The organism is Burkholderia sp. GbtcB21 (assembly GCF_019091065.1).
Classification (GTDB): domain Bacteria; phylum Pseudomonadota; class Gammaproteobacteria; order Burkholderiales; family Burkholderiaceae; genus Burkholderia; species Burkholderia pyrrocinia_C.
Genome location: NZ_JAGXKA010000004.1, coordinates 236,579 through 249,916, shown reverse-complemented (window position 1 = coordinate 249,916; position 13,338 = coordinate 236,579). Strand labels below are relative to the sequence as shown.

Genomic DNA, 13,338 nt, shown 5'->3' with positions numbered 1-13,338 from the left:
GTTGCGCCCGCCTACGTGATCTGGTACGTCGACGCCGGCTCGAATTCCTCCGGCATCGCGCGGTCGCCCAGTTCGAGCACCGACCGCTCGATCGTGCGCGTCATCGCATCGAGCGCGAGCGCATTCGGCGCGAGGCCGAACGGTTCGGCGACCTCGTTCGCGATCGCTTCGAGTGCGATCAGCGTGTACGAGATGAACACGCAGATCAGCGGCGTGAAGAACTCCGTCGAATCGACGAGGCCGAACGGCAGCAGCACGCAGTACGCATACACGGTGCGATGCAGCAGCACGCTGTACGAGAACGGGATCGGCGTCGACAGGATGCGTTCGCAACCACCCACCGACTTGCCCAGTTCGTCGAGCTGCGTGTCGAACATCCAGCACGTCGCATCGCTGCCGGGCACGCGGCCCAGCGCGCGGACGATGCCGCCGCGCAGCTCGTCGAGGATCGCGACCGGCTTGAAGCATTTGCGTGCGAGCGCGCCGGCGCGCTCCGCGCCGAGGATGCGCTGCAGGTCTTCGGTCGGATCGGTATGGCGCAGCTGATGCTTCAGCGCATACGTGAACGCGATCAGCAGATCGGCGAGCCGGTTGCGCTCGGCATCGCCGACGCTGTCGGGCAGGTAGCGATTCAGTTGCGACGTCACGTTGCGCGCCGCGATCAGCAGGTTGCCCCACAGATGCCGCGCCTCCTTGAAGCGCTCGAAGCTCGCGTTGTTGCGAAACGCGAGGAAGATCGCGAGCGCGAGCCCGAACAGCGTGAACGGCGCGGTGTTGAGCGGAATCTTCTCGCCGAAGATGCGCCCGTTCGTGAAGACCGCCAGCGTGCTGACGATCGCCATGAACACCAGTTGCGGAATGATCGATTGCAGCACGGAGCCGTTCCAGACGAACAGCATCCTGAGCCAGTTTTGTCTTGGTCTGACGATCATGATTGTTTCTCGACTGACAAAGGAATACGCAACACGGAACGCCCGCACCCGATGCGCAACGGCCCGCGCGTGGCGGGCCGCTTTCGGGCAGGGGCCGTGCCGGGGCCGCGTTGCGCGCGATGATACGCCCGCGCACACTGCGCCCCGTCACATCGCGCGCCGCTCAGTGATAGCCGATGTCGCCCTCGCGCACCTTGCCGCGGAACACGCGGTACTGCATCGCGTTGTACACGAGGATGATCGGCAGCACGATCACCGTGCCGACGAGCGCGAACAGCTGGCTCGAATGACTCGACGACGCATCCCAGATCGTCAGCGACGGCGGCACGATGTTCGGCCAGATGCTGATCACGAGCCCCGTGTAGCCGAGGAACACGAGCGCGAGCGTCAGCAGGAACGGCGTGGCCTCGTGCTGGCGCTTCACCGTGTGGAAGATGCCCCACACGCACGCGACGACGAGGACCGGCACCGGCAGGAACCAGCCGAGGTTGCCGCTGCCGAACCAGCGGTGCGCGACGGCCGGCAGCCCGATCACGGTCCACAGGCTGACGACGGCCATCACGCCGAGCAGCACGCCCGCGAGCGGCTTCATCAGCAGTCGCATCTTGCGCTGCAGTTCGCCGTCGACCTTCAGGATCAGCCAGCCGCAGCCGAGCGTCGCATACGTGACGAGCACGCCGATCCCGCACAGCAGGCTGAACGGCGACAGCCAGTCGAACGGACCGCCCGCGAACTGGTTGTTCTCGATCTTGATGCCCTGCAGCAGCGAACCGAGCACGATCCCCTGGCAGAACGCCGCGAGCGCGGAGCCGCCGATGAACGCAAGATCCCACATGTGTTGCGTGCGGGTCGCCTTCGCGCGCAGTTCGAACGCCGCGCCGCGGAAGATCAGCCCCACCAGCATCAGCACCAGCGGCAGGTAATTCGCGGGCAGCAGCGTCGAATACACGACCGGGAACGCGCCGTAGAGCCCCGCGCCGCCGAGCACCAGGAACGTCTCGTTGCCGTCCCACACCGGCGCGACGGTGTCGAGCATCACTTGCCGCTCGGCCTTCGCATCGAAGAACGGGAACAGCAGGCCGATGCCGAGATCGAAGCCGTCCAGCATCACGTAGATGAACACGCCGAGGCCGATGATCGCGGCCCACACGACAGGAAGATCGATTTGCATGGCTTACTCCGCTTCGGTGACGTTCAGCGGCGTGGACAGCGCGCTCTTGCGCAGCCCCGGATGCCGGTGCAGCTCGATGTACCCGGCTTGGGCAGCCGGCCCGCGCTTCATCAGTTTCATCATGTAGTAGATACCCGTTCCGAATACCAGGAAATACACGACCACGAAGATCAGCAGCGACACGCCGACCTGCTGCGCGCTGAGCGGCGCGACCGAATCGACGGTGCGCAGCACGCCGTACACGGTCCACGGCTGCCGCCCGACCTCGGTCGTGATCCAGCCGGCCAGCAGCGCGACGATGCCCGACGGCCCCATGCCCACCACGAACCACTGGAACCAGCGCGTTTCATACAGGCGCCCGCCCTTTCTCAGCAGCAGCCCGAGCAGCGCGGTCAGCAGCATCAGCATCCCGAGGCCGGCCATGATCCGGAACGTCCAGAACACGATCGGCGAATACGGACGGTCCTGCGGCGAGAATTCCTTCAGCCCGCGGATTTCGCCGCTCCAGCTGTGCGTGAGGATCAGGCTGCCGAGGTGCGGCACCTGGATCGCATAGCGCGTGGTTTCGGCCTGCATGTCGGGCAGCCCGACGAGGTTCAGCGCAGTGCCGCCCTTCTCGGTTTCCCACAGCCCCTCGATCGCCGCGATCTTCGCCGGCTGGTATTCGCGTGTATTCAGCCCGTGCGCGTCGCCAACGACGATCTGGATCGGCGCGAGCAGCAGCAGCATCCACAGCGCCATCGAGAAGCTGCGCTTCACCGGCTCGTCGCGGCGCCCCTTCAGCAGGTGCCACGCACCGCACGCGGCGACGATGAAGCCCGCGACGATGAACGCCGCGATCGTCATGTGCACGAGGCGATACGGGAACGACGGATTGAAGATGACCTTGAACCAGTCCACCGGCACGACGAGACCGTTCTCGATCTTGTAGCCCTGCGGCGTCTGCATGAAGCTGTTCGATGCAAGAATCCAGAACGTCGAGATCAGCGTGCCGACCGCGACCATCAGCGTCGCGAAGAAGTGCGCGCGTGGGCTCACGCGCTGCCAGCCGAACAGCATCACGCCGAGGAAGCCGGCTTCGAGGAAGAACGCCGTCAGCACTTCATACGTGAGCAGCGGCCCCGTGATGTTGCCGGCGACGCGCGAGAAGCCGGCCCAGTTCGTGCCGAACTCGTAGGCCATTACGACGCCGGACACCACCCCCATCCCGAAGCCGATCGCGAAGATCTTCGACCAGAACTGGAACATGGATTTGTAAGCGGCGTCGCCGGTGACGAGATAACGCCATTCCAGCACCGCCAGGAAGCTCGCCATGCCGATGCTGATCGCGGGAAACACGATGTGGAACGACACCGTGAACGCGAATTGCAATCGTGCGAGATGGAACGCATCGAAGATTTCCATGACCGTAATTTGCTCGTGATTGTGAGAACGTCCGCCCGAAGCAGGAAATCGCGCGACGGCTTGGCGACAACACATGCGAACACAAACGATCATTCGCATGGCATCGAAGCGTGAATGACGATATCGCGTTTGCCACGATACTCGCAATCACTCGAACGTGCGCTGAAACTGTGATGGTTCCGTCGGCGAGGATGTGTGCACGGAAAACACATTTCGCGCCTGCGGCGTGGTCAGCTGTACTGCTTTCCGCGTTGCGACGCTGTGCCTGCGGCGCGCTGTTCACCGCCCTTACCATGTGATGCAACGCCTGCCCGCGGCGACGGCGCGCCCCTCGGCGCCCGCCCGGCGGCATCGATTCCCGTCGCCCGGCGTACGCGCCGGGCCCGGCCGGCACACCGGCCGATCCGCCTGGAGAAAACCGCATGGAGCCCTGCACCCGCCGCGACGATCCGACCGGCAGCACCGCGTGTCTTGTGACGCGTCATCGTGCCGGCGAAACGCGCGACACCGTCGATCGCGTCGTCGACGAAACGCCGGTTGCACTCGTGTTCAACGGCATCTCGCACACGGTCATGATGGCGACGCCGATCGACCTCGACGCGTTCGGGCTCGGCTTCGCGCTGAGCGAAGGCATCGTCGAGCGCGCGTCCGACGTGTTCGACATCGAGAGCGAATGCCGGCCCGGCAGCGCCGAAGTGCGGCTCACCGTGTCGCAGCAGGCGTTCATGGCACTGAAGGCGCACCGCCGCGCGCTGGCCGGCCGCACGGGCTGCGGCGTATGCGGGATCGAAAGCATCGCGCAGCTCGACCTGCATCCGCCGCGCATCGATGCCGCCGGCGCGGCCGCCGGCATCGGCGCCGACGCGATCGCACGCGCCGCGCGCGCGTTGCCGGCCCGCCAGACGCTGATGCGCGAGACGGGCGGCATCCACGCGGCCGCATGGTGCGACCGCGATGGCGCCGTGCTCGACGTGTTCGAGGACGTCGGCCGCCACAACGCGCTCGACAAGCTGATCGGCCGCCTCGCGCGGCGCCGCGCCGACCTGCGCGCGGGTTTCGTGTTCCTGTCGAGCCGCGCGAGCTACGAACTGGTGCGCAAGGCCGCGCGGGTCGGGATCCCGATGATCGCGACGATCTCCGCGCCGACGTCGCTGGCGATCGACGTCGCTCGCGAAGCCGGCGTGCGGCTGCTCGGCTTCTGCCGCAACGACGGCTTCGTCGAATACGTGTCGCCCGACGCCGCCCATCCCGACCAACCGGCGCTTTCGCAAGCGCATCCGGCTCTCTCGTCATGAAACAACTGATCGATTTCGACACCGCGCAGCAGCATTTCGCCGGCGCGTTCGCACCGCTTGCTGCGGCCACCTCTGTTCCGGTGACAGACGCGGCCGGCCACGTGCTGGCCGCGCCGCTGACCGCCTTGCTCGACCAGCCGCCGGCCGACCAGAGCGCGATGGACGGCTACGCCGTGCGTCACGCGGATCTCGCGCACGGCGAGCCGCTGCGCGTCGCGCAGCGCTGCTATGCGGGCGACACGCCCGCGCCGCTGGCCGCGCGCACGGCCGCACGCATCTTCACCGGCAGCCTGATTCCGGCCGGCGCCGATACAGTCGTAATGCAGGAGCATGCGCACGAACAGGACGGCTGGGTCGCATTCGACGCGCCGCAGCGCAGCGGCTCGCACATCCGCCGCCGGGGCGAGGAAGTGCGTGCCGGCGACCTGCTCGTGCCGGCCGGCGTGCGGATGGGCGCGATGCACGTCGGCGTGGCCGCCGCGCAAGGTTTCGCGCGCATCGACGTGCGCCCGGCGCTGCGCGTCGGCATCCTGACGACCGGCGACGAACTCGTCGCGTGCGGGCAGCCGCGTGCGCCGCAGCAGATCTACAACAGCAATGCGCCGATGCTCGCCGCGCTGGTATCGGGAACCGGTGCCGGCGTTGCAATGAGCCTGCACGCGGCCGATACGGCGCCCGCCGTCGATCGCGCGCTGCGCGACCTGCACGCGTGTTGCGATCTGGTGATCTGCGTCGGCGGCGCGTCGGTCGGCGACAAGGACCTGCTGCGCCCCGCGCTGACCGCGCTCGGCGCATCGTTCGTCGTCGGCGGCGTGCGCATGAAACCCGGCAAGCCGGTCGCGCTCGCGCGGCTCGACGCGCGGCCCGTCGTGCTGCTGCCCGGCAATCCGGGCGCCGCGATGACCGCGTTCGCGCTGTTCGTCGCGCCGCTGATCCGCTGCCTGCAGAGGCGCGACGCGTGCATGCCGACCGTGCCGTCGCTGCCGATCGACATCGACTTCGAGCCGGATGCGCAGCGCGAGCGCTTCGTGCGCGTGCGTTGCACCATCGGCGCCGACGGCTCGGCCGTGCTCGACACGCTGCGGCAGCAAGGCGCCGGCACGCTGCAATCGCTCGTGCAGGCGAGCGGGCTCGCGCGGCTGCCGGCCGGGAAGCGCATCGCGCGCGGCGACGCGGTACCGTACTACGAATTCGCGCACTGGCTAGCATGATCGCGACGCCTGATAGCCGCCCGATACTGAGCATTCGCCGCGCACCCCGCACGGCGAACTGTATTCCTGCAATTCGGGCACGATTGTGTCCCTGCCGGAAAAGTCCGGCGGACTATGCTCACGATGAGGCTCGCCACGACCTGTGCGCCGATACGTCGGCACGCACGCGGCCGATCGGCGACGCCCCTCCGCTTACTTCATGCAGGCCGACGAACCGATCGTGAATGCCATCGTTTCCGCCGCGCCGGCCGCCGCCGCTTGCTCCGGCGGCGCATCGCCCGGCGCCTTCCCCCGCACGACCGACACGCTCGGCCGCCCGCTGCGCGACCTGCGCCTGTCCGTGATCGACCAGTGCAATTTCCGCTGCGGCTACTGCATGCCGCGCGAAAGCTTCGGCGCCGGCTACGCATTCATGCCGTCGTCCGAGCGGCTGTCGTTCGCGCAACTGGAAAAGATCGCACGCGCGTTCACGTCGCTCGGTGTCGAGAAAATCCGCATCACCGGCGGCGAGCCGCTGCTGCGCCGCAATCTCGAAGCGCTGATCGAACGGCTGGCCGCACTGACGACCGTCGACGGCAAGCCCATCGAAATCGCGCTGACGACCAACGGTTCGCTGCTCGCCGCGAAAGCACGCGCGCTGCGCGACGCGGGGCTGTCGCGCGTGACCGTCAGCCTCGATGCGCTCGACGACGCGGTATTCCGCCGGATGAGCGACGCCGACGTGCCCGTGTCGCGCGTGCTGGCCGGCATCGAAGCCGCGCATGCGGCCGGGCTCGCGCCGGTCAAGGTCAACGCGGTGATCGAACGCGGCGCGAACGACGACCAGATCCTGCCGCTCGTGCGTCACTTCCGGCATACCGGCGTGGCCGTGCGCTTCATCGAGTACATGGACGTCGGCGGCGCGAGCTTCTGGTCCGGCGACAAGGTCGTGCCGGCCGCGCGCATGCGCGAGCTGATCGACGAGCACTATCCGCTCGTGCTCGTCGGCGAACCGGGGCACGACGCGACCGCAATCCGTTGCGCGCACATCGATGGTGCCGGCGAGGTCGGCTTCATCGCGAGCGTGTCGCATCCGTTCTGCGGCACCTGCTCGCGCGCACGCGTGTCGGCCGACGGCAAGCTTTATACGTGCTTGTTCGCGACCCAGGGCACCGACCTGCGGCCGTGGCTCGACGATGCGGCGCCGGTCGACACCCTCGCCGCCGCCGTGCGCGATCGCTGGACGCGGCGCGACGACCGCTATTCCGAGCGCCGGGCCGCACGGCCGGCCCGCGCGCCGGGCAAGACCTATCCGACCGTGCGCATGTCGCTCGTCGGCGGCTGATGGGCCGCCGCGCGATACAGGACGCACCGCCTACAGGAGAACCGTGATGACGAGCTTCACCGAATCCCGCGCCGGGCTGCCGGACGATCCGCTGCGCGCCGGCAGTCATTCCCATTCCGCCGACACGACCGAACCGCACACCGAGCCGCCGCCGGCAATTTCTGCCGGCTTCGAAGTGCGCGTGCAGTACGCTGCGATCGACGCAGGTGCCGAGCTAGCACCGATCGTTCGCAATCCGAATGTCGGCGCGGTCGTGAATTTCCTCGGTGTCGTGCGCAACGAAGGCGACGTCGACGACGTCGTCGCGCTCGAGGTCGAGCACTACCCGACGATGACCGAACAGGCCCTGTGGAGCATCGTCGAGGAAGCCAGCGCGCGCTGGCGGCTCGAAGCGGTCAGGATCGTGCACCGCGTCGGGCGCATCCCGCTCGGCCAGGCGGTCGTGCTGGTCGCGGTGGCTGCCGCGCATCGCGGGTCCGCGTTCGATGCGTGCGAATTCCTGATGGACTTCCTGAAGACCCACGCGCCGTTCTGGAAGAAGGAGATCCGGCACGACGGCGAATCGGGCTGGGTCGAGGCGAAGGTGCACGACGATCAGGCGATGCGGCGCTGGGGATGACCGCGCGCGCCTCACGTTTTCCGATTCCGCCGATTCCGCCGATTCCGATTCCACTCAAGACATCGCGATGAAACTGACGATCAAATACTTTGCAAGCATTCGCGAGCAACTCGAAACCGACGAGGAAATCGTCGAGATCGATGCGCGCGAACTTACTGTCGACGCGCTGCGCAGTACGCTGGCCGCGCGCGACGTTCGTAGCGCGGAAGCGTTGCGGGTGGACCGGCCGGTGCGGGCAGCCGTGAATCTCGAGATGGTGACGGGCGGTTTCGTCGTGCGGGAAGATAGCGAAGTGGCGTTTTTTCCGCCGGTGACGGGCGGGTGACATGACGATGGGCCGCAATTCGTCATGACATCGGTCGCCCCGTGCAGCACACGCCCGCGGGAGTTGATAATCACGGCCGGGCGGTCGACGTCGCGGCCCGGCTCGCAAGATAGTCGACCATCCGTTGCGCAGCCGGCTGCAGCGCGTCGAAGCTCCTGAAACAGACGACGAACCGGCGCTTCGCCCACGCATCGACGAGCGGGATCACCTTGATGCCGAACACCGGCCGATAGGTCTCCGCAACTTCCACCGGCACGACACTGATCCCGAGCCCCGCGGCGACGACGCGAAACGCCGCATCGAAGCTCGACACGATCACGCGATACGACACGGGCGTGCCAGCATCGGCAGCCGCGCGCTGAAGCATCGTGTGGACGGCGGTCGACGGCAACAGCCCGACGTGTTCGTAGCCTAACGTCTGCTCGAAGCGCAGCGACGGTTCGTTCGCGAGCGGATGATCGCGATGCACGGCAAGCGCGAGCCGGTCCTGCCGATACGGCCGGTGCTGCAAGCCCTGCAGGTCGACGTTGTCCCAGCACACGCCCACGCTCGCCGCGCCCTCGCGCAACTGCCGAACAAGCTCGGACGACAGGCGCTCTTCCACGTCGACCCGGATGTTCTCGTTGGCCGGTTCGCGCATGAACGACGAAATGTCGTCGAGCAGCGCCTCCGCGATCGCCGACGCCGACGCACAGATGCTGACGCGCCCCTTCAGCCCGCCGCCGAATGCGGCGACATCGCTCGCGATGCGCTCCATCGTGAAGAGCACGCTGCGCGCGTGCTCGAGCAATGCACTGCCCGCGGCAGTCGGCTCGACGCCGCGCCGCGAGCGCGTGAGCAGCGGCACGCCCAGATCGCTTTCGAGTTGCGCGATGCGCTTGCTGATCGCCGACGGCTCGATATGGGCCGCCTCCGCCGCCCGCGCCATGTTGCGGTGATCGCACACGGCAACCAGCAGCCGCAGCGTTTTCAGATCGATGTCGCGCATCCGCCGTCTCCACGCATTCAGACATTCCGGTTCGGAAACATGACGGTTCCGAAATATCGCCTCAATGTCTATCAGGAATGTCTAAAGTTAGCACAACGCCGGCGATCGACACTGGCGAAGACAACGGAGACAAGCGACATGCGGTCGTTCCCCCAGCATGCGGTCATACGCGAAGTCGGCTTGCGCGACGGGCTGCAAAGCATCCAGCGGATTCTTCCGATGGAACGCAAGATCGAGTGGATCGGCGACGCGTACGCTGCCGGTCAGCGTGAAATCGAGGTCGGGTCGTTCGTACCGGCGCGGCTGCTGCCGCAACTGGCCGATACGGCCGAACTGGTGTCGTATGCGAAGACGCTGCCCGGCCTGCACGTATCGGTGCTGGTGCCGAATCTCAAGGGCGCGGAGCGCGCGATCGACACGGGCGCCGACCTGCTGCTGGTGCCGCTGTCGGCGAGCCGCGCGCATAGCGTCGCGAACCTCCGCAAGACACCCGACGAAGTCGTCGCCGAGGTGGCGCGCATCCGCGCCGCGCGCGACGCGGCCGGCGCGAAGACGCTGATCGAAGGCGGCATCGGCACTGCGTTCGGCTGCACGATCCAGGGCCGCGTCGAGCAGTCGGACGTGCTGCACTACCTGCACGCGCTGCTCGACGCGGGCGCCGATCGCGTGAGCATCGCCGATACGGTCGGCTATGCGGGGCCGGCCGCCGTACGCACGCTGTTCGAGAAGGCGCGCGCCATCGCCGGCGAGCGCTTCTGGTGCGGCCACTTTCACGACACCCGCGGCCTCGCGCTCGCGAACGTCTATGCGGCGCTCGAAACGGGCGTCGCCCGCTTCGATGCGACGCTTGCCGGCATCGGCGGCTGTCCGCATGCACCAGGCGCAAGCGGCAACGCATCGAGCGAAGACCTCGCGTTCATGCTCGCCGACATGGGCATCGATACCGGCATCGACATTGCCGCGCTGCTGATGCTGCGCGCGAAGGTCGCGCGCTGGCTGGACGGCGAAACGCTGCACGGTGCGCTATGGCGCGCCGGCCTGCCCGCCACCCACGCCGCCGCGCCCGCCACCACCGACTGAGATCGTCATGAACCACGACACCCGACTTCCGCTCGACGGCGTTCGCGTCATCGAATTCACGCACATGGTCATGGGGCCGACGTGCGGGATGATCCTCGCCGATCTCGGCGCCGAAGTGATCAAGATCGAGCCGCCCGGCGGCGACAAGACGCGCAACCTGCCCGGCCTCGGCATCGGCTTCTTCCGTTCGTTCAACCGCAACAAGAAGAGCGTCGTACTCGATCTCCATACACCCGAAGGCAAGGAAGCCGCGATCGAACTGATCGGCACCTGCGACGTGATGCTCGAAAATTTTCGCCCCGGCCTGATGACGACGCTCGGCCTCGACTACGACACGCTGTCGAAACGCTATCCGGCGCTCGTCTACGTATCGCACAAGGGTTTTTTGCCAGGCCCGTACGACCGGCGCCTCGCGCTCGACGAAGTCGTGCAGATGATGGGCGGGCTGTCGTACATGACGGGGCCGGTCGGCCGGCCGCTGCGCGCCGGCACGTCGGTCAACGACATCATGGGCGGCATGTTCGGCGCGATCGGCGTGCTCGCGGCGCTGCGCGAACGCGAGCGCACCGGTCGCGGGCAGGAAGTGCAAAGCGCGCTGTTCGAAAACTGCGTGTTTCTGTGCGCGCAGCACATGCAGCAATATGCGATGACGCACGAACCGCCGCCGCCGATGCCCGCGCGCGTGTCGGCGTGGAGCGTCTACGACGTGTTCACGCTCGCCGACGGCGAGCAACTGTTCATCGGTGCGGTAAGCGACCGGCAGTTCGTCACGCTGTGCGATGTGCTCGCATGCCCCGACCTCGCCGCCGAACCCGAGTTCGCCACCAACGCGTTGCGGGTAGCCGTGCGGCCGCGGCTGCTCGAACGGCTCGGCGCCATCCTGAAAGACCATCGCGCCGCCGACCTGGCGCCGAAGCTCGAAGCGGCCGGCATCCCCTATGCGCCGATCGTCCGTCCCGAGCAACTGCTCGACGATCCGCACCTGAAAGCGAGCGGCGGCCTGGTGCCGATGCAGACCGACGACGGCGGCACGACCGATGTCGTCCTGCTGCCGATCACGATGGGCGGACGGCGGCCCGGCGTGCGCCAGGCGCTCGCGTGCATCGGCGAGCATACGCAGGAAGTGCTCGCACGGCTGAAGCGCAGCGCGGCCGCATGAGCGGTTGTCTGCGCCCGCCGCGCACGGGCTTGGCGACAGTCGTCCGGAATCCGGTGCCTCATACGCGCCGCGCACGCCTATAACCCTTTATCAAGGCAGGCATCTCGGAGAAGCATGCCGCCGGTCGGAAAAGTCAGGAGACAGACATGCATCAGACCGTCACCGCGGGCAGTGCCCCGCTCGATACGCCGCAGGTACGTGCCGGCATCCACACCGGCGCGGACGTCTCCACGCGCATGGACCGGTTGCCGGTCACCCGGCATCTGTGGATGCTCGTGCTGCTGATTTCGCTTGGCGGCTTTTTCGAAATCTACGACCTGATCTTCACCGGTTATATCGCCCCGGGAATGGCGAAGAGCGGCCTGCTGCAGACCACCACGCAAGCGTTCTTCGGCTTCACCGGCATCGCCGCCTTCATCGCGGCAACCTTCGCGGGGCTGTTCGTCGGCACGTTCGGCTTAGGCTGGATGCCGGACCGCTACGGACGCCGCGCCGTGTTCACGTACTCGCTGCTGTGGTACTCGATCGGCTCGGCCATCATGGCGTTCCAGACGACGCCCGAGGGCGTGCTGCTGTGGCGCTTCATCACCGGCATCGGCGTCGGGCTGGAGATCGTCACGATCGACACCTACGTGACCGAACTGGTGCCGCAGCGGATGCGCGGCCGTGCGATCGCGTTCAACCAGGTGGTGATGTTCGCCGCCGCCCCTGTCGCGGCGATCCTGTCGTGGTGGCTCGTCCCCACGACGGTGTTCGGTCTCGACGGCTGGCGTGTCGTGGTGCTGGCCGGCTCGGCCGGCGCCGTGATCGTCTGGTTCATCCGCCGGGCCGTGCCCGAAAGCCCGCGGTGGCTGGCCGCACATGGCGATGCCGAACAGAGCGGGCTGATCGTGAGCCGGATGGAAGCGATCGCCGAGCGCGAGTCGGGCATGCCACTGCCGCCGCCCGGGCCGGCCAGCGAGCGGCCCACGGTTCCGCGCACGGCCTTCGCGGCGCTGTGGCGCGCGCCCTATCGTTCCCGTCTCCTGATACTGATTGCGTTCAACTTCTGCCAGGCAATCGGCTACTACGGATTCGCGAACTGGGTCCCTACGCTGTTGATCGGCCAGGGCATCACCGTGACGAAGAGCCTGCTGTACTCGTTCATCATCGCGTTCGCGATGCCGGCCGGGCCGCTGCTCGCGATGCTGTACGCGGACCGGATCCAGCGCAAGCACCTGATCGTCGGCGGTGCGCTGGTCGTGATCGTCTGCGGGCTGGCATTCGGGCAGATGAAATCCGTCGTGCCGCTCATCCTGCTCGGCGTGCTGATCAGCCTTGCCGGGCAGACGATTTCCGTGTCGTTTCACGCATACCAGTGCGAACTGTTCCCGACCGAGGTGCGCTCCCGCGCGAGCGGCATCGTGTATTCGGCCAGCCGCATCGGCGCGATGATGTCGGGCTTCGTCATCGCGGCACTGCTGAAGGATTTTGGCGTGCCCGGCGTGTTCACCGGGATCACGGTGTTCATGCTCCTGGTGGCCGTGATCATCGGCGCGTTCGGTCCGAGGACCAACGGCCTGCGGCTCGAAGAACTCAATCGCTGAGGCCGGGCGACACGCGGGGTTCGCCGGGTGGCGAACGCATGCTGCACTGTCCGGACGAACTCCAACGCCATCGGACGCTCACGCAACTGCAATCTTCAATGCCGCCGCTTCACCGCTTCCGTGGCGAACACGACCATCGCGGCGGCGCCGATGCGCGTCGAGATCCGCGGCGTGATTGATGCAGGTCGATGCAGAGCCCTCCACGCAATAGAACCCGTCGACTCAGCGAAATAGCCGGAAGCCG

General features: G+C 67.3%; 12 protein-coding genes. 8 read left to right on the top strand and 4 right to left on the bottom strand.

Annotated features, from left to right (window positions below; all coding sequences use genetic code 11):
• Positions 1-11: 11 nt before the first annotated feature.
• From KVT39_RS11995 to KVT39_RS11985, 3 genes are all read right to left on the bottom strand, one after another.
• On the bottom strand, positions 12-932 hold the full coding sequence (locus KVT39_RS11995) for a bestrophin family protein (RefSeq protein ID WP_131947248.1): 921 nt from the start codon (positions 930-932) through the stop codon (positions 12-14).
• 163 nt (positions 933-1,095) lie between these two features.
• Positions 1,096-2,103: a cytochrome d ubiquinol oxidase subunit II gene (cydB, locus tag KVT39_RS11990; RefSeq protein ID WP_034184514.1), complete on the bottom strand. Its 1,008-nt coding sequence runs from the start codon at positions 2,101-2,103 to the stop codon at positions 1,096-1,098.
• Positions 2,104-2,106: 3 nt separating this feature from the next.
• Positions 2,107-3,507, bottom strand: coding sequence for a cytochrome ubiquinol oxidase subunit I (locus KVT39_RS11985; protein WP_217589143.1), 1,401 nt, complete (start codon positions 3,505-3,507; stop codon positions 2,107-2,109).
• Between the two features lie 422 nt (positions 3,508-3,929).
• Between KVT39_RS11985 and fdhD the strand changes: the two genes are divergently transcribed.
• The 5 genes from fdhD to moaD all read left to right on the top strand — a co-directional run bounded on the left by fdhD (position 3,930) and on the right by moaD (position 8,281).
• Positions 3,930-4,802, top strand: a complete 873-nt coding sequence (fdhD, locus tag KVT39_RS11980; protein ID WP_175747990.1) for a formate dehydrogenase accessory sulfurtransferase FdhD — start codon at positions 3,930-3,932, stop codon at positions 4,800-4,802.
• Positions 4,799-6,013, top strand: a complete 1,215-nt coding sequence (gene glp / locus KVT39_RS11975; RefSeq protein ID WP_217589142.1) for a gephyrin-like molybdotransferase Glp — start codon at positions 4,799-4,801, stop codon at positions 6,011-6,013. Before fdhD ends, glp begins: the two co-directional genes overlap by 4 nt.
• Positions 6,014-6,212: 199 nt before the next feature.
• Entirely contained in the window at positions 6,213-7,337 is a 1,125-nt protein-coding gene (gene moaA / locus KVT39_RS11970) for a GTP 3',8-cyclase MoaA (protein ID WP_217589141.1), read from the top strand.
• Between the two features lie 46 nt (positions 7,338-7,383).
• Positions 7,384-7,956 (top strand): molybdenum cofactor biosynthesis protein MoaE, encoded by a 573-nt coding sequence (locus KVT39_RS11965; protein WP_217589140.1) that lies wholly within the window; start codon positions 7,384-7,386, stop codon positions 7,954-7,956.
• Between the two features lie 67 nt (positions 7,957-8,023).
• On the top strand, positions 8,024-8,281 hold the full coding sequence (gene moaD, locus KVT39_RS11960; protein ID WP_217589139.1) for a molybdopterin converting factor subunit 1: 258 nt from the start codon (positions 8,024-8,026) through the stop codon (positions 8,279-8,281).
• Between the two features lie 70 nt (positions 8,282-8,351).
• Here moaD and KVT39_RS11955 read toward each other — a convergent pair whose 3' ends face one another.
• Complete coding sequence (locus KVT39_RS11955) at positions 8,352-9,269, bottom strand: LysR family transcriptional regulator (protein ID WP_217589138.1); 918 nt, start codon at positions 9,267-9,269, stop codon at positions 8,352-8,354.
• Positions 9,270-9,407: 138 nt separating this feature from the next.
• On the opposite strand from KVT39_RS11955, the gene KVT39_RS11950 reads away from it, so the two are divergent.
• From KVT39_RS11950 to KVT39_RS11940, 3 genes are all read left to right on the top strand, one after another.
• Complete coding sequence (locus tag KVT39_RS11950; RefSeq protein WP_217589136.1) at positions 9,408-10,349, top strand: hydroxymethylglutaryl-CoA lyase; 942 nt, start codon at positions 9,408-9,410, stop codon at positions 10,347-10,349.
• Between the two features lie 7 nt (positions 10,350-10,356).
• Entirely contained in the window at positions 10,357-11,508 is a 1,152-nt protein-coding gene (locus tag KVT39_RS11945) for a CaiB/BaiF CoA-transferase family protein (protein ID WP_217589135.1), read from the top strand.
• A 146-nt stretch (positions 11,509-11,654) separates the two neighbouring features.
• A complete protein-coding gene (locus KVT39_RS11940) occupies positions 11,655-13,094 on the top strand; it encodes an MFS transporter (protein WP_217589134.1) in 1,440 nt (479 codons plus the stop codon).
• The last annotated feature ends 244 nt before the right edge of the window (positions 13,095-13,338 follow it).